This window comes from Mesorhizobium sp. M8A.F.Ca.ET.161.01.1.1, assembly GCF_004792105.1.
Taxonomy (GTDB): Bacteria; Pseudomonadota; Alphaproteobacteria; order Rhizobiales; family Rhizobiaceae; genus Mesorhizobium.
Genome location: NZ_SRTD01000006.1, coordinates 80,730 through 97,300 on the forward strand (window position 1 = coordinate 80,730; position 16,571 = coordinate 97,300).

Consider the following 16,571-nt stretch of genomic DNA (forward strand, 5'->3'; position numbering starts at 1 on the left):
TTGCCCGGCCAATTCAGGTTCAAGCAGAACGCCAGCCGGAAGGCCATCGGCGGCCTTCCGGTCGTTGTCAATCACGCCTAACGAGCGTTATCGATTTCGTCAGCGAGAAGCGTCACCGCATCTTGCGCGCTCATGTCCGACACGAAGAACTTCCCTGCAACTTCCTTGAAAATCGCAGCGAATTGAGGTTCGGCGGCATAGCCGCCAGACAGGGTGCCGAGGAACGATCTGTTGTCGATCGCCGTCTTGAGGTCCGCTGCGGCCTGCTTGGCGCATTCGTCAAACTTCGACATGTCGACACCGAGCCGAGGCGGGATCGACCCCTTGATCAAGTTGAACTTTATCTGCACTTCCGGATCGAGGATCACCTTGACCAGTTCGTCCTGCGCGGCCCGAAGGTTCGGATCGGTGGTCTCGAACATGCTGAACGAGTCCATCGCCCAAAGGAAATTCGGCGTTGACGTGGGGGTCGGGAAACACAGGAAGTCCACGCCGGGCTTCAGGTTCTTTGCGAGAAACTCGCCCTTCGCCCAATCTCCCATGATCTGCATGCCGGCTTTACCGCTCGCCACCATTTCACTCGCAACAGCCCAGTCACGGCCGACAAAATTGTCGTCGACGAGACCCCTTACCTGGCGCAGCTTTTCGAAAACCTTGACCATTTCCGGGCTGCGAATGGCCTTGTCGTCAACCTTGAGCGCGACCCGCGTGTAAAACTCGGGTCCATTCAAATCGATGATAAGGCTGTCGAAGATTTTGGCGACCTGCCATGCCTCGTCGCTGGCTGCCAGAGGGATGATACCCGCCTTGCGCAACTTTTCGCCCGACGCGATGAGCTCGTCCCAGGTTTTCGGAATGCCTATACCCGCGGCGTCGAACGCCTTCTTGTTTGCCCAGATCCAGTTGGAACGATGCAGATTGATCGGCACCTCGACCCACTTGCCGTCGGGCGCCGCAAGACGCTTATAGTCGGGCGGGATCAAGTCAGCGCCGCCATTCGCGGTTTCCAAATCGGTCAGGTCCCGCAGAACGCCTTCCTTGGCCCAGGTCGAGGCGTCGTAGCCCAGCATCTGCATCGCGCCCGGTGGGTTGCCGGCGACGATTCGTGCGCGGAGCGATTGCTCCGCATTGACACCATTTGCTCCACCTATAGCGGCGTCCTTCCAGATGACACCGCGCTTTTCCAGCTCCTGCTTGATCGTATTGACCGCGGCCACTTCGCTGTCGGACACCCAATGGTGAATGACCTCAATGGACTTTTCTTCCGCTTGGGCCGTGGCAGACATCATGCCGCATATGGCGGCGGCCAGTAACAGAGTCCGACTACGCATTTCCTCTCCCCAACTATCTCCGAATTGCGATGAGTACAGAGCGCTTGCAACCTGCGTCCCGCGCCTGCCCCGGTAAGCTCGCCATGTAGGTTTTCCGCTCACCGGTATAGAGGTTCATACAACGGAACAGTGCCAGCAATTGCGCACTCGGCAGGAAACTGACGCTATGTGATGCACAAAGGCGCAGCCACTGCGATAGCCGAGGATTTCCGGCAGAATCACTCATCGAAATTCTTCTTGACAAAGGCTCCACGGCAGAGCGATTTTGCGCTAGTCAATATACAGTTTCATTGAATGAAACATTGGCGACCGCCCGAGCACATCATCGACGCCGGGGCCGAGCGGTCCGCTGGTTTCACAACGATCCCTCTCAGCAGGAAATGCAAATGGTTGAGGCACTAAGGCGCGAAGAAGTCAGAGGCGTTATTACACCGATCGTCACGCCGTTTAACCGCGATGAGACAATCGATTTCGATTGCTTTGAACGCGAACTTTCGTTCATGGAAGCATCCGGCATCAGGGTAATCATCATTGGCGGCAGCACCGGATCCGGCAACGAGCTGAACGCCGAGGAGCTGGCGACCTTGATCCGCACCGCGACGACCAAGAGCAATCTGCGCGTCATCGCCGGCATCATCCCCGATACGACCAAGGACGCCATTCACCGGTCTCTGCTTGCGAAAGAGGCAGGCGCCGCCGCGTTGCTACTCTGCCCACCGACTTACAACGGCATGACAGACGAATCGGCGCTTGCATTTATCACAGATGTGGCTGCCGCATCCGAGTTGCCAATCGTCTTTTACGACCACTTCAATTATTCCGTCGATCTCTTGAAGACGATTGCTCGCCTGCCTGAAGTCATTGCAATCAAGTGTGTATTCCAGAACATAGGGGAGCTTGTGCAGACTGTCGGCGATCACGTGACTATAGCTGCCGGCTATGACCCGATCACACTTGCCGGCTATGTGATGGGCGCGGAGGCTTCGATCTGCGGCGTTCACGCGGTATTGCCGAAGCAGAACGTCGATATCTATCGGGCGTTCAAGGACGGCAATATCGCAGAAGCGATGCAGTTGACCAAAGCCATCGGCCCGATTTGCCGCGAAGTCAGTCAGGCAACCAATTTTCCCACCCGCATAAAGTACGCGATCGGCATGCTTGGCCGGGATGTCGGGACGCCCATCCGTCCGCTGGACCGGATTGGCGAAACTGATAAAGCGGCCATCGACGACGCTCTCAGGGTCGCCGGACTGCGATAAGAAGATTTTCTGGGCGGGTCGTCTCACTCTCGAGGTAGACGATCCCGCCTCTCTACAGTACGCGATTTTTCCGCTAGCGATGGCGTCCGATTCTCAAGCGCCGACGCGGGAATCCCTTCTGCCGGGGAATCCAATTGCTCGCGACAGTTGCGCAGTAACCTCGACCAGATGGGCCCCCACGGACGGGATCGCATCGTCAACAACGCGGGTCGTCGGACCGGAGATGCTAATTGCTCCGATCGGTCGACCCGAGGCATCGAATATCGCTGCCCCGACACACCTGCTGCCTATCGTGGCCTCTTCATTGTCCACGGCGTAACCAAGTTCGACGATCTCCGGCAATTCGGCCAGGACCTTGGCTGCGCTGGTCAATGTCCGCGGCGTGTAACGGTCAAAACTGCACCGCTGAAGCAACCGGTTGGCCTCGCCGCGATCGAGCCACGCCAATATGCTTTTGGACAGGGATGACGCATGCCAGGGATTCACTGAACCAACCGCCCCGCCCTGCCTCAGCATCTGTGTTGTCTCGATACTGTCGACGACCACGACTTCCTGGCGGACTAGCAGTGCCAAGTTTATGGTTTCATTGAAGTGTTCATACAATTTCTGCAGATAAGGGCGAGCCACGGCGCGAATGTCACGGCGGTGCAACGCTTTCTGTCCCAGCATAAACAGGTCGATACCCAACGTGTAGCCATTTCCGTCGACGCGCTCGATGACCCCATGGCCGACCAAGCTTGCCAGATATCGCAACGTCGTTGGTTTACCGAGGTCAACCTCCCTGGCGATCGCGGATAGAGACAATGGCCCTTCCGCCTTCTCAAGGACGCGCAGGATCGCCATCGTCCGATCAACAGCGTCGAAACGGACTTTCTCGGTCAAATTTTGTGATGGTTCTGTCAACTAGCCAACTCCGAATGAGGCATGGGCAGACGCCAGCAAAATTGGCCGTTGCCTAAGTCAGCAAGCGCTCAATCAGAGATATTCAGTGCTGAAGCGGTCCCGCTGCCCCAATGCCCGAACGGGAAACCTCGACAATGGGTGAAGCGACTCGTATTTTACACCTGCCAAACAACGATATCACTCACCGAAACATCAGGCAACACAGTCGAACAAGAGTCGATGATTGTCTGACCGCCACCCGACGCGCAGGGCGCCGGCCTTTTCCTTCTCTATCGTTTATCGCAGCGAGGCCGATTGCGCTTCAAGCCGAGGCGGCGTTCGAGAGACCCGCGAACTCGGCACTGTTACCGAATATCTGCTCAATTTGTTCAGGCAGCAGAACACCCTCGTCTTCAACGACTTGGCGCAAATTTCTCTTGCCAGCCAAAGCGCGCTTCGACAATTCGGCAGCCTTGCTGTAGCCGATGAGCTTCGCCAACGGCGTGGCCAAAGCAAGGGATTGGTCCAGCAAGGCTTTGCAGCGATCCTCATCGACTTCGATCCCGTCGATGCAGCGCTCTTTGAAAATCCGCATTCCTTTGGTCAACAACCGCATGGACTGCAGGATATTCAAGACGATCACCGGCTCCATCGCATTCAACTGGAGCTGCCCGGCGCTCGCGGCGAGCGTTACGGCAAGATCATTCCCAATGACCTGGAAACTGAGCTGATTCATCATCTCCGGAATGACCGGGTTGATCTTGCCAGGCATGATGGAAGAGCCGGCCTGCACCGGCGGCAAACGAATCTCCCCAAGGCCGCCGAGCGGTCCGCTGCTCAGAAGACGCAGATCGTTGCAGATCTTGGTCAGCTTGACCGCAATGCGCTTCAGCATGCCTGAAAAGGAGACAAACCCGCCGGTGTCGGACGTTGCCTCGATAAAGTTGCGCGCGGCGATAAGCTGGATTCCGGATATCTGCGACAGATGACGGCAAACGATGCCGGGGAATTCGCGGGGCACGTTGATCGACGTGCCGATCGCCGATCCGCCGAGGTTGATTTCCAGCAACAACCTCGATGCCGATTGAAGCTGGATGATGTCCTCGTCGATCAGTTCGGCAAAGGCCCCGAACTCCTGCCCGACTGTCATCGGAACGGCATCCTGAAGCTGAGTTCTGCCGACCTTCAGAGCATTTGCGTGCTGCAGCGCTTTCGCGCGGAAGGCCTCACGCAAACCGACCTGTGCGGATACCAGCCCCTCGCAGGCTCGCAGCACAGTGAGGCGGATCGCGGTCGGATACACATCGTTGGTCGACTGGGAGAGGTTTACGTCGTCGTTGGGGTGGAGTCTTGTATAGTCGCCAACGGCTGCGCCGAGCTTGATCAAGGCCAGGTTCGTCACAACTTCGTTGACGTTCATGTTCGTGGACGTGCCGGCTCCGCCCTGCATCATGTCCACGGGGAAATTCTCTTCGATCGCACGGAGTCCGATCAGTTCGTCACAGGCGTCCGATATGGCCTCTGTCTTTTCGGGCGAAAGCAGGCCGAGTTCCATGTTCGCCAGGCCGGCGGCCTTTTTCACCATGGCCATCGACTGGATGAGCTCGGGGAAATCCCTCAGGCGCAGCCCGGATACATCAAAGTTCTGTTCCGCCCGACGGGTGTGCACGCCGTAGAGCACATTGCCAGGGATAGCGAGCGGTCCGATCAGATCGGATTCGATGCGTTCGACAAACATGATTGCTACCTCTCTCAGCACAAAATCCCGGCACGACGCACCGCCTCATCACTTGCCTCTGGACAGCAGATCGGCTTGACGACCGCAGGCGACGCCTTCACCTCTGCTTTATTGCGGCGCCAGCTTTGATGGCGAGGGCCGCGACGGTCAGTGCGGGATTCACAGCCGCCGATGTAGGCAGCACCGAAGCATCGGTTACATAGAGGTTTGAGATTTCGTGCGAACGGCAATCCGTGGACACGACCGACGTCTGCGGATCGTTTCCAAGTCTAGCGGTGCCGCACTGATGCGAGGTCGTCTTCCTGCCGAAGGTTCGGGTGAGCACGATGGGGAAGCCAGCCGTGCGCATGATGTGACGCGTTTTGCGGATGAGGGTCTCGTGCGCCCGCATGTTGCTGCGCACCCAATGCATGACGATGCGGCCGTTGCTGACCGTGACGCGGCTGTCGGGATTGGGCAGGTCCTCGCTGGTCAGGAACCAGCCATAGCAATTGCGGGCAATCAGTCCGGCCAGCCAGCGCGGCAGCAATGGTGCGTTGGCCTTCAGGATGTTTCCCGTAATGTGTCCAAGCAACTGGACGTTTCCCAGCGGAAATCCGGTCTCCGGATCGGCATTGTAGAAGTCGTTGAACGCAAGCGTCTTCTGATAAACCGATGTATTAGCGGATAGCGGATCGATCGCCAGCATGGCGGTGGTGTTGTGGTTCATGAAATTGCGGCCGAGTTGGTCGGAGCCGTTGGCCAGCCCGCGCCGGTGCGCGGCATTGGCAGACCGCAACAGCAGCGCCGCGGTCTGGACGGCGCCGGCCGCAACGGCGAAAACGCCAGCGCTGATGCGCTGCTCAACGCCATCCTTCACAAACACCGCGGCAATCACCTGCTGACCGGCCGGATCAGTCTCCAGGCGCAAGACATTGGCCCCAGTCAAGAGGCTGACATTGCCATGCTTGAGCGCCGCCGCCAGCGGGCCGGCCTCGGCATCGATCTTGCCGGATCCGGTATTGGGAAACGCATCCCATCCGGTCTTGGCGCGGCGAAGCCATTCATCGATGTCGATGGCCAGAGGAAGACTGGAGGGGTGCACTCCTGCCCCGTTCAGGCGAGCCCGCACAGCGGCGATGGCCGGCTCGTCCTGCACCGGGGGAAAGCGGTAGGGGCTTGAGCGCGGCGGCTCGGTCGGATCCTGTGAGGCATCGCCGCGCACCTTGAAGATCGTCTCGGCCCGCTCGTACCACGGCTCGAGTTCGTTATAGGTGATTGGCCACCCTGGCGAGGCGCCATCCATGTGAGGGCGAGGCGAGAAATCTTCCAGTCTGTAGCGGTACAAGACCGCGCCAAAGAACTTGGAATTACCGCCGACATAGTAATAATTGCCCGGAAGGAAGGCCTCGCCGTCGGTCCCAACCCACTCTTCGCTCGATCGGTAAAATCCCTTGAGGAATATCGCTTTGTCGTCGCGCGCCTCGGGGGTATCCCGAAGGTGCTCGCCACGTTCCAGGATTACGATGCGCCTGCCGCTATCGGCAAGGCTGTAGGCCAGGGACGCGCCTCCGATCCCTGACCCGATGATGACGATATCTGCTGTCTGATCCAAGTCGGCGCCTCAATCTATTCGTTGTTCGGTCTCAGCATCGAACAGCACGATCTTGGCAGTTTCGACAGCGAGGGTCGCGGGCGTGCGGGCTGCGACGGCCCGTGGTGGCACGCGCGCCGTGACCTCGACGCCGCCTGCCTGGAACAGGGCAAGCGTGTCGGGTCCGGTGGGCTCGACAACGTCGATGTTTACTGACAACTTTTCCGCAGACTGCGCGCCGGCGACGCTGAAAAGTTCAGGACGGATCCCGACAAGGACACTGCGCCCGGCGTATTTGGCGGCCGCCTGCGATGAGACCGGAATTCCGGCGAGTTGAGTTGGCGCCGCTCCAGGGATGTCGATCACAGCCACCGCGCGACCTTCTTTCACCTCGAGCTTCGCCGGAATGATGTTCATCGATGGCGAGCCAACGAACTTGGCCACGTACACGTTTGCCGGCCGGTCGTAGACCGACTGCGGATCGTCGAGGTGCTGGACCACGCCGTCCTTCATCACGGCGACGCGCGTTGCGAGCGTCATGGCCTCGATCTGGTCGTGGGTGACGTATACGATGGTTGTTCCCAATCGTGCGTGGAGACGCTTGATCTCCGTGCGCATGTCGACGCGTAACTTGGCGTCCAGGTTGGAGAGAGGTTCGTCGAACAAGAACAGCTTGGGTTGACGCACGATCGCGCGACCCATCGCTACACGCTGTCGCTGGCCACCGGACAGTTGCGACGGCTTCCTCTCCAAAAGATGTGTCATCTGGAGCAGGTCGGCCGCGGTCTTCACGGCTTTATCCCGCTCGGCCTGCGACACTCCGCGTATCTTCATGCCGAACTCGATGTTCTGGCGCACAGTCATGGTGGGGTACAGCGCGTAGGACTGGAACACCATCGCGATATCCCGGTCTTTCGGCGAGAGGTCGTTGACCACCTTGCCGGCGATACGGATTTCTCCGCCCGATATCTCTTCCAGGCCCGCGATCATGTTGAGCAGGGTGGACTTGCCGCAGCCCGAAGGGCCGAGCAGTACCAGGAAGTCACCGGTTCCGATGGAGATGCTGACCTCTTTCAGAACTTCGAGGTCACCATAGAGCTTGCGGGCACGATCGATTTCAAGAGTTGACATAGCATCAGCCTTTCACGGCGCCGGCGGTAAGGCCGCGCACGAAATATCGTCCAGCGACGACGTAGACAAAAAGGGTCGGCAGCGCGGCGATCATGGCGGCAGCCATGTCGACGTTGTATTCCTTGCGCCCCATCGAGACGTTGACGATGTTGTTGAGGGCTACGGTGATGGGGGCATTCTCACCGGCGGTGAATGAGGCACCAAACAGGTAGTCGTTCCAGATCTGGGTGAACTGCCAGATGCAGGACACGACGATGATCGGCAGGGCCGCCGGCAGCATGATCGATACGAAGATCCTGATGAAGCCGGCACCGTCGATCTTCGCCGCCCTGACAAGTTCATCGGGAATGCTGACGAAATAGTTGCGGAAGAAGAGTGTCGTGAACGCGATGCCGTAGACCGTGTGGACCAGAACGAGCCCCGGCAGAGACCCGGCGAGACCAAGGATTCCCAAAGTTTGCGCCATGGGAAGAATCACGGCTTGAAAAGGCAGGAAGCAACCGAACAACAGCAGCCCGAAAATCACGTTTGAGCCGGGAAACCGCCATTTGGTAATGACGTAGCCGTTGATCGCGCCGATGCCGGTCGACATAATCACGGCCGGGATCGTCAACAGCAGCGAGTTGATGAAATAGGGTTTCAGTCCTTTGCAGGCGGTCCCGTTGCAAGCCTCCGACCAGGCGGTGCGCCAGGCGTCGAAGGTGATTTGCTGCGGCAGACCGATAAAAGAGCCGGCATAGATCTCGTCCAGATGCTTCACCGAAGTGGTGATCATCACCCACAGCGGCATCAGGTAGAACGCGGCCATGAAGAACAGGCTGCCGTAGATGACGGCACGACCGATTCGATGCTGCCGACGGAAGGATGCGGCTTTAGTAGCCAAGGGCGCGGGATTGGTGGCCAAGGACGCGGTATTAGTGGCCATCGCGGGTCTCCTTCAGCTCTGAATAGAGATACGGAACGATGATCGCGGCGACGGTCATCAGCATCATCATCGCACTGGCTGCACCGACGCCCATCTGGTCACGCCGGAAGGTGGCGGAGTACATGAAGGTGGAAGGCATTTCGGTTGCGGAACCGGGGCCGGTGTTGGTTAGCGCCAGAATAAGATCGAAGCTCTTGATTGCGATATAGCTGAGCAGGACGATCACGCTCAGGAAGGCGGGGCGCAGCATCGGCACGACGATGGTCCGGTAGATCCGCGGCAGGCTTGCACCCTCGATCTGGGCGGCCTTGATGACCGAATTGTCGATGCCGCGCAGGCCCGCCAGAAAGATCGCCATGGCGAAGCCGGTCGATTGCCATACAGCGGCAATCACCACGCAATAGATCGCGAAGGTCGGCTGTGCGATCCAGTCAAACACGAAGCTGGTCCAGCCCAAATCATTGACCACTTTCTGCACGCCCAGAGCGGGGTTGAGAATCCACTTCCAGGCCGTGCCGGTGACGATGAAGGACAGCGCCATCGGATAGAGAAAAATCGCCCGCAATGTGCCTTCAACGCGGATCTTCTGATCGAGAAGGATTGCCATCAACAGTCCGAGGCCGGTTGTCAGTGCCAGGAACAGTGTTGAAAAGACGAACAGGTTGAACACCGCCGTGTGCCAGCGCGGCGTCGACCACAGACGGACATACTGGTTCAGGCCGACGAAATCGTATTTCGGCACGATCATGGAAGACGAGAGCGAAATCCAACCCGTCCAGCAGATGAACAGGTAGACCGCAACCAGCACAACCAAGAGGCTGGGCGCCAACACCAGCCGTGGCAACCAATTCTCGATACGGTTCGACAAAGGGGTGGATCTGCTCATCGGCTTGCCCTCAGGTTGGGTCAATGGAGCTGCGAGGAAGCGCTGCCGGGACCTCATGGGAGGCATTGCCCCGGCAGCGAACGCACGCCTCAGCGTGCGTTGTTGATCCCGTCGACCAGGGATTTGACCGCGTCTTCCGCGCTCATATCGGTGACGAAAAACTTTCCGACGACGTCCTGGAACACGCCGGAGAACCGGGGCTCGACGGCAAAGCCGTCGGTGAGCGATCCGTAGATGGCGTTGTTCTTTATGGCAGCGACGCGGTCCGAAAAGCTGCGCTTGGCGCAGTCGTCAAAATCGTCCATCGCCACATCGAGACGAGCCGGGATCGAGCCCTTGATCAGATTGAACTTCTTCTGAACCTCGGGGTCCATGATCGCTTCGGCGACCGCGTCCTGCCCTTTTTCGATATCGGCATTTTTGATCTTGAAGCCGCCGAAAGTATCGAACACGAACTTGTAGTTCGGCGTTGCGGTCGGTGTCGGGAAGCAGAGGAAATCGACACCCGGCTTCATCCCCTTGGCAAGGAATTCGCCCTTCGCCCAGTCGCCCATGATCTGCATGCCTGCCTGGCCGTTGGCGACCAGATTGGTCGCAGCCGCCCAGTCACGGCCGGTGAAGCCGGCGTCATGCAATCCACGCACCTTGCCCAGCAGTTCAAACGTCTTGATCATCTCCGGGCTGGACAGCGCCGTTTCATCGAGATCGATAGCGGCTTTCTTGTAGAAATCCGGGCCGTTCACGTCGATGAGCATGGACTCGAACAGCTCTTCGATCTGCCAGCTCTCGTCGCTCATTGCGATCGGCGTAACGCCAATCGCCTTCAGCTTTTCGGCACTGGCAATAAGCTCGTCCCAGGTTGTGGGAATGGCGATTCCGGCCTTGTCGAAGACGGCCTTGTTCGCCCAAACCCAGTTCTGGCGATGCATGTTGATTGGGGTCGAGAAGAAGGTGTCATCCTGCTGCAGGAATTGCAGCATCACCGGCGGAAGGGCGGCTTTCCAGTTGTTCTTGGCATACAGGGCATTCAGCGAACGCAGCACGCCTTCCTTGGCCCAGCCCAGTCCTTCGAAGCCGAGGAACTGCATCACCGCAGGCGGATTGCCGGCGGCGACACGAGTGCGCAGTGCCTGCTGGGCGTTGGCACCGTTGGCGCCGCCGACCGCGCTATCCTGCCATTCGAAGCCCATGGTCTTGAGCTTGTCGGTAATCACCTTCAGGGCCCCGACCTCGCTCGCCGACGTCCAGACATGCAGGCCTTCGATTTTGGTCTGTGCCATTGCCTGACCCGCAAAGGGCAGTCCCAGCGCGGCGGCGAGCAGTATTCTCTTGAGTTTGGTCATCGTTATTCCCCTATCGAGGTTGAAATGCCCGGTCGCATTTTCGCTGTTATCGGGCGGGTTGGAGTCAGGTTGGATCGGCCGGCATGGCATAGCCGACGTTTTTTCTGCCGTAGCGGCGGACCCGGATGTTGGCTTGCTCGGCGTGCCCGGCGAACCCTTCCATCAGGCACAGACGCGAGCCGTACTCACCGATCAGGGCCGAGGCCTCGTCGGTCAGGATGCGCTGATAGGTGCAAGTCTTGAGGAACTTGCCGACCCAGAGCCCGCCGGTGTAGCGCGCGGCTTTGTTGGTGGGCAGCGTATGGTTGGTGCCGATGACCTTGTCGCCAAACGACACATTCGTGCGGGCACCCAGAAACAGCGCGCCGTAGTTCTTCATCTTCTCGAGGAAGTAGTCCGGATCACGTGTCATGACCTGGACATGCTCGGAGGCGATGCGATCGGCCTCGGCCACCATCTCGTCAATCGTATCGCACAGGATGATCTCGCCGAAATCCTCCCAGGCTTTGGCCGCGACAGCCGCGGTCGGCAGGATTTTCAGCAGACGCTCGATTTCATCGAGCGTGTCGCGGGCAAGTTTCTCCGAGTTGGTGATCAGCAAAGCAGGCGAGTTGACGCCATGCTCCGCCTGGCCAAGCAGATCGGTGGCCACGATCTCGCCGTCGACACTGTCGTCGGCAATCACGAGCGTCTCGGTCGGACCGGCGAAGAGGTCGATGCCGACCTTGCCGAACAGCAGCCGTTTGGCTTCCGCGACGTAGGCATTGCCCGGGCCGGCGAGCATATCGACGGGAGCGATCGTCTCCGTGCCGTAGGCCATGGCGGCAATCGCCTGGACGCCACCGAGGCAGTAAATTTCGTCGGCACCGGCGAGCGCCTGGGCGGCGACAATCTTTTCGGCGATCTTGCCCTGAAACGGCGGGGCGCAAGTGATGACGCGCTCGCAGCCAGCCACTCGGGCGGTCAAGACGGTCATGTGGGCGGACGCAAGCAGCGGATATTTACCGCCCGGGACATAGCATCCGACATTCTGGATCGGTACGTTCTTGTGGCCCAAAACGACCCCAGGCAGCGTTTCGATCTCCAGATCAAGAAGGGTCGCGCGCTGGGCTTCGGCGAACCTGCGCACCTGATCCTGCGCGAAATCGAGATCCTCGCGTTCGCGCTTGGTCAACGCGTTGATGCATCCGTCGATCTCGGCCTTGGTCAGGCGATAGTCATCCCTGTCGAACTTGTCGAAGCGGACGGACAATTCGCGCACCGCCTTGTCGCCGCCCTTCTCCACCTGGGCCAGCAAGGCCTGAACCGTCGTGGTAACTGCCGGCTGACCATCGTCTGCGGTACTGCCTCGGGCGGATTTGACGGTGCGTATCATGGCAATAGCTCTTCGTTCGCGAGCGCGTGGGCGCCGCATCCTCAACGAGATGGGTGGCGAAGTTTGAGGGCGGGGACGGCCCGCCCTCACGTCGGTCCTGCTAGAGGTGCTGCTCGCGGGCGCGCATCTCGGCGTATCCGGCCTGTTCTTTTTCGTAGTAGGCCGGCGACGGAAAATCCCACCAGCCGGTCGCGAACGGGCCCGCCGCGTCGCGCGAGACGATGACTTCGACGAGAGCCGGCCCGCCGCAATCCAAAGCTGCCTTCAGGCTGCTTTCGAGATCTTCATCCTTCTCGACTTTCCAGGCCTCAAGCCCGAATGCGCGGGCGGAAGCCACGATATCGGCCGAGTAAGGCTGGCCATTGCCGGAGTGATGGGTAAATTCGGATGCGATGTGGCGACCCATGAACTTGCGCTGGCCACCGCGGATCGACATGTAGCCCGAGTTGTTCAACACCAGGAACACCACGTTGATGCCGTTCATCACGGCAGTGCCCATTTCGGGCAGCGACATCATGAAGTCGCCGTCGCCAACGATCGCCACGACCTGACGATCCGGGCATGCGAGCTTGGCGCCCAACGCCGCCGGCACCGCCCAGCCCATCGGCGAATAGGAGCCGGAGGTCAGATGAGTGCGCGGCTCGTAGACCGGGAAGCTTTGCTTCACCGAACCCTGGGTGTTGCCCGAACCGACAACCACGATGCCATTGCGGTCGAGTACCTTGCGCAAAGCGACCAGGGGGCGCTGCGACGTGAAGGGCGTTTCGCGGCTGTTTTCGCGCGGCGACACTAGAGCGATCCAGTCAGCCTTCGCTTTCTGGACGTCGGCCAGGAACTTCTCGCGTTTCGCCAAGGCCTTCTTTGCATCAGCCTCCGAGATCAACGCCAGGATTGCCTCCAACGCCACCTTTGCGTCGGAAACGATGCCCACCTCGGTCGGATAGGTTTTGCCAATCTCGCGCGGGTCAAGATCGATGTGGATCAGCTTGCCCGGGGGGATCGAGAACGAAACGCCCTTGGCGTAGGAAGAAGCCGACCAATCTGTGAAGCGGCAACCGACGGAGATCACGACGTCCGCGGACGCGGTGATCTTGTTGCCGCAGGTCGTGCCGGTCTGGCCGACCGCGCCGATGAAGAGCTCATGATCTTCCGAGATGGCGCCCTTGCCGTTCCAGGTGATTGAAACCGCCGCGCCGAGCTGCTCGGCCAAACGCGTCAATTCATTCGAAGCGTTGGCCGTGATGGCGCCGCCACCGGCGACGATGACCGGCCGTTCGGCAGTCAACAGAAGCTTTACCGCCGCCTCGATCGCGCTCGGATCCGGGTAAGCCACACCGATCGGCAGGCGCTTGTCCAGCGGATGAATGGTAACGTCCGCCGCCTCGACCTGCACGTCCATCGGTACCTCGACATGCACGGGGCCCGGACGGCCGGTGAGCATCTCGTTGAAGGCGCGATGCATGATGCTCGGCAGAACCTCGACAGATTGCGCCTGCCAGGCGCGTTTGGTCACCTGCTCGGTGATGCGCGCAAAGGCGTTGTCCTGCTGGCGCTCGATCTCCTGCATGGTGCCGTGGCCATGCATGTAGGTCTGTGGCGAGCCCGAGACATAGAACAATGACGTTGAGTCGCAGTAGGCTGTCGCAAGACCAATGATCGTATTGGTAGCGCCGGGTCCTACCGACGTCGAACATGCCATGGGCTTGCCGCTGGCGCGGAAATAGCCGTCCGCCATGTGAACGGCGCTCTGTTCATGCATGACCTGGATAAAGGGTAACTGCGAGCCGTCTTCTAGAAAAGCATCGAACAAGGCCCAGATGCCGTGTCCAGGTACGCCAGCCACATATTCGACGCCATATTCCTTGAGCGCTCTTGCGACGATCTGCCCACCGGTCAGTTTCATTGTTCGACCCTCTTATGTTTTTGGCTGACGAGGCGGTTGCGAGATATGCTCCTCGTCCATGCTCTTAGTAAGCAGCCAAGCATGGCCCTGCGACAAGTTCGCAGGGTAGGTTTATTCGAAGCAATGTGACGCGCTATCAGAGAAGAGTTGCGACAGTAGGGGTTAACCACTTCCAGAGGCCGGTGGGCGATATGTGCCGATACAGGCTCCAGCCAAGCGCAACATGCGTCACGATTCCTGGCGATTTTCGACGCGATGTAACGCGATATGTGCTGCATATCGCGCAAGAATTCGCACCGCCGCGCAATTCCGTCTCAACAGGGCGTATGGCTTGCTTGCTGGCAATGTCAACCACTTACGACGGTCGAACCCATGTCGAAGCGCAACCAGATTGTCCTGCATGCCCTTGTCGCGCGATACGGCACGCTAGCACTTGATCTCGATATCGCGCACCAGATCGGTTTCGACGGGCTGGAAGCATCCAGTGCCAAGATTCGCGCTTTCCTGGACGCTGGTTTCAGTCCCCAGGAGTTGCGGCGCCTTGTCGGTGACACCTTCATTCCAGGCATTGGTTTTCTTCTCGACGTGGAACGCTACGGCGACGCCCGAAAGGACCTGCTAAAAGACGCGGAAGCGTTGACTGACCTTGCCGCGGCGGTTGGAGCAAGGGGCATTCAGGTCATTACGGGTCCAATCAGTCTCGAGGCGCTGGATCCCACCAGCGTTACGCGGCGACCTGATCTCTACCGAGGCGTTGTTGGCCTGCCGATAGAGGAGCAGATCGACATTACGGCGTCTGGATTGGCCGCGGTCGCCGACATTGCCGCCCAGCGCAATCTGGTCATCTACCACGAAGCGCTGTCCTGGACGCCGCTCAACACCCTCGACAGGCAGCTTCGCACCATCAGGAAAGCAGCGCGCGACAACATACGTCTCGTCGTCGACTTCTGGCACTGTTACACCTCAGGCGACGGTCCCGAACAAATCTCGCGATTGGACAAGGATCTGATTTACGGCGTGCACATCTGCGACTCTCTCCCGTTTGCGGGTGGAGTCCCCAACGAGCCCGTACTGCGCGACGTGGAAACAGGCAAAGGCGCCCTAGATCTCAGAGAGTGGGTGACTGCCGTGAAGTCCACCGGCTACGATGGCTGGTGGAGCTGCGAGCTGTTCTGCAACAAGCAGCATCAGATGAACAGCTATGAGGTCGCACGCGATCTCAAAACTCTCATGCAGGATCTTGTCGGAGGTCCTTAATCGTGGAGGCTTCGATGTGGACCGCCCTATGCGCGGTGGATCACCGTGCCCTGCTTGCTAAACAATTCGAGGGTCTCCGCAGTTAGCTGGCGCCCAACCACCAAATGGTCGATCTCTCCAGGTCCCGAAACCTGAAAGGGCGCAACCCTCGACATCCTGTCGACGGTAGCAAAAACCACCCGAGCGGCACTTCGCCTGCACATGACGCGTTTGATTTCAGCCTCGGCAAGGTCGAACGCGGTCAAGCCGACGGAAGCATCTATGGCACAATCGGCGGCAATGAAGAGATCGGCATGGAACTGCTCCAACTGCGAGAGGCAGACGGGTCCGAAAGAGCATCCTCTGTCCTGGTCGTATAGGCCGCCCAACAGAACCACGCGCGCTTGACGATGCCCTGCCAATGCCGTCGCGACAGACGGAGCGTTCGTCACAACCGTCAAGGTCATGTCACGGGGCAAAGCGCCAGCGCAGGCGACGTTTAGGGCTGCTTGATCCATCAGGATCACTGCGCCCGGTCGCACGAGCCTAGTTGCGGCAGCAGTCAGCACCGCGAGATCGGTGGCGGAAATTTTCAACCGCTCACCTCCGGTGCCGGCCGCCGATGCCTTGGCGAGCGCTCCGCCGTAGACCCTGCGGCAAATCCCGGCTTTGGCAAGGTCGCGAAGATCGCGGCGTACGGTGTCTTCCGACACGCGGAACTCAAGCGCTAGCGCATTGGCCAGGACCTTGCCTTGCTCGGCCAATCTATCGCGTATGATCGCCTGACGCTCTTCCGAAAGCATCATCCAGACCTCCCAGGCAGATCATGGGCAGCTTCCAATTTCGTCTTCATCGCTAGAGGATATAACTCCCTACCGTCCCAAGCCACAATGTCATCATGAACCGGCGCTGCCTGTCGAGCCAAGGGCGCTGCTCATCGATCATGTGGTCGACAAGTCTCACTACCTGCCGCTCACCGACGCAATTTC

At 59.4% G+C, this 16,571-nt stretch carries 13 protein-coding genes; 2 read left to right on the forward strand and 11 right to left on the reverse strand.

Annotated elements, in window-relative coordinates; genetic code table 11:
• Positions 1-77 precede the first annotated feature (77 nt).
• Positions 78-1,331 carry an ABC transporter substrate-binding protein gene (locus tag EN804_RS16905; RefSeq protein ID WP_127870965.1) on the reverse strand — a complete coding sequence of 418 codons (1,254 nt, stop codon included), beginning with the start codon at positions 1,329-1,331 and terminating at the stop codon, positions 78-80.
• A 386-nt stretch (positions 1,332-1,717) separates the two neighbouring features.
• Here EN804_RS16905 and EN804_RS16910 point away from each other — a divergent pair, with 386 nt between their 5' ends.
• Positions 1,718-2,590: a dihydrodipicolinate synthase family protein gene (locus EN804_RS16910; RefSeq protein ID WP_167531282.1), complete on the forward strand. Its 873-nt coding sequence runs from the start codon at positions 1,718-1,720 to the stop codon at positions 2,588-2,590.
• A 93-nt stretch (positions 2,591-2,683) separates the two neighbouring features.
• Here the strand turns inward: EN804_RS16910 and EN804_RS16915 are convergent, their stop codons facing one another.
• The 9 genes from EN804_RS16915 to EN804_RS16955 form a co-directional block, all read right to left on the reverse strand.
• On the reverse strand, positions 2,684-3,493 hold the full coding sequence (locus EN804_RS16915) for an IclR family transcriptional regulator (RefSeq protein ID WP_245511669.1): 810 nt from the start codon (positions 3,491-3,493) through the stop codon (positions 2,684-2,686).
• Positions 3,494-3,794: 301 nt separating this feature from the next.
• Positions 3,795-5,210 carry an aspartate ammonia-lyase gene (locus EN804_RS16920; RefSeq protein ID WP_127870963.1) on the reverse strand — a complete coding sequence of 472 codons (1,416 nt, stop codon included), beginning with the start codon at positions 5,208-5,210 and terminating at the stop codon, positions 3,795-3,797.
• 97 nt (positions 5,211-5,307) lie between these two features.
• Positions 5,308-6,804: a GMC family oxidoreductase gene (locus tag EN804_RS16925; RefSeq protein ID WP_127870962.1), complete on the reverse strand. Its 1,497-nt coding sequence runs from the start codon at positions 6,802-6,804 to the stop codon at positions 5,308-5,310.
• Positions 6,805-6,813: 9 nt separating this feature from the next.
• On the reverse strand, positions 6,814-7,914 hold the full coding sequence (gene ugpC, locus EN804_RS16930) for a sn-glycerol-3-phosphate ABC transporter ATP-binding protein UgpC (protein WP_127870961.1): 1,101 nt from the start codon (positions 7,912-7,914) through the stop codon (positions 6,814-6,816).
• Between the two features lie 4 nt (positions 7,915-7,918).
• On the reverse strand, positions 7,919-8,839 hold the full coding sequence (locus EN804_RS16935; RefSeq protein WP_245511668.1) for a carbohydrate ABC transporter permease: 921 nt from the start codon (positions 8,837-8,839) through the stop codon (positions 7,919-7,921).
• On the reverse strand, positions 8,829-9,725 hold the full coding sequence (locus EN804_RS16940) for a sugar ABC transporter permease (protein ID WP_127870960.1): 897 nt from the start codon (positions 9,723-9,725) through the stop codon (positions 8,829-8,831). Before EN804_RS16940 ends, EN804_RS16935 begins: the two co-directional genes overlap by 11 nt.
• An 89-nt stretch (positions 9,726-9,814) precedes the next feature.
• A complete protein-coding gene (locus EN804_RS16945; RefSeq protein WP_189524528.1) occupies positions 9,815-11,068 on the reverse strand; it encodes an ABC transporter substrate-binding protein in 1,254 nt (417 codons plus the stop codon).
• A 64-nt stretch (positions 11,069-11,132) separates the two neighbouring features.
• Positions 11,133-12,443 carry a histidinol dehydrogenase gene (hisD, locus tag EN804_RS16950; protein WP_135920354.1) on the reverse strand — a complete coding sequence of 437 codons (1,311 nt, stop codon included), beginning with the start codon at positions 12,441-12,443 and terminating at the stop codon, positions 11,133-11,135.
• A gap of 100 nt (positions 12,444-12,543) precedes the next feature.
• Positions 12,544-14,346 (reverse strand): thiamine pyrophosphate-binding protein, encoded by a 1,803-nt coding sequence (locus EN804_RS16955; RefSeq protein WP_135917240.1) that lies wholly within the window; start codon positions 14,344-14,346, stop codon positions 12,544-12,546.
• Between the two features lie 372 nt (positions 14,347-14,718).
• Here EN804_RS16955 and EN804_RS16960 point away from each other — a divergent pair, with 372 nt between their 5' ends.
• Positions 14,719-15,603 (forward strand): sugar phosphate isomerase/epimerase family protein, encoded by an 885-nt coding sequence (locus EN804_RS16960; RefSeq protein ID WP_135920356.1) that lies wholly within the window; start codon positions 14,719-14,721, stop codon positions 15,601-15,603.
• Positions 15,604-15,629: 26 nt separating this feature from the next.
• Here the strand turns inward: EN804_RS16960 and EN804_RS16965 are convergent, their stop codons facing one another.
• Entirely contained in the window at positions 15,630-16,388 is a 759-nt protein-coding gene (locus EN804_RS16965; RefSeq protein WP_135917242.1) for a DeoR/GlpR family DNA-binding transcription regulator, read from the reverse strand.
• Positions 16,389-16,571 lie beyond the last annotated feature (183 nt).

Coding starts and splice junctions, on each gene's coding strand:
- EN804_RS16955 (WP_135917240.1), bottom strand. CDS start 14,346: ATGAAACTGACCGGTGGGCAGATCGTCGCAAGAGCGCTCAAGGAATAT.
- EN804_RS16960 (WP_135920356.1), top strand. CDS start 14,719: ATGTCGAAGCGCAACCAGATTGTCCTGCATGCCCTTGTCGCGCGATAC.
- EN804_RS16965 (WP_135917242.1), bottom strand. CDS start 16,388: ATGATGCTTTCGGAAGAGCGTCAGGCGATCATACGCGATAGATTGGCC.
- ugpC (WP_127870961.1), bottom strand. CDS start 7,914: ATGTCAACTCTTGAAATCGATCGTGCCCGCAAGCTCTATGGTGACCTC.
- EN804_RS16910 (WP_167531282.1), top strand. CDS start 1,718: ATGGTTGAGGCACTAAGGCGCGAAGAAGTCAGAGGCGTTATTACACCG.
- EN804_RS16935 (WP_245511668.1), bottom strand. CDS start 8,839: ATGGCCACTAATACCGCGTCCTTGGCCACCAATCCCGCGCCCTTGGCT.
- EN804_RS16945 (WP_189524528.1), bottom strand. CDS start 11,068: ATGACCAAACTCAAGAGAATACTGCTCGCCGCCGCGCTGGGACTGCCC.
- EN804_RS16940 (WP_127870960.1), bottom strand. CDS start 9,725: ATGAGCAGATCCACCCCTTTGTCGAACCGTATCGAGAATTGGTTGCCA.
- EN804_RS16920 (WP_127870963.1), bottom strand. CDS start 5,210: ATGTTTGTCGAACGCATCGAATCCGATCTGATCGGACCGCTCGCTATC.
- hisD (WP_135920354.1), bottom strand. CDS start 12,443: ATGATACGCACCGTCAAATCCGCCCGAGGCAGTACCGCAGACGATGGT.
- EN804_RS16905 (WP_127870965.1), bottom strand. CDS start 1,331: ATGCGTAGTCGGACTCTGTTACTGGCCGCCGCCATATGCGGCATGATG.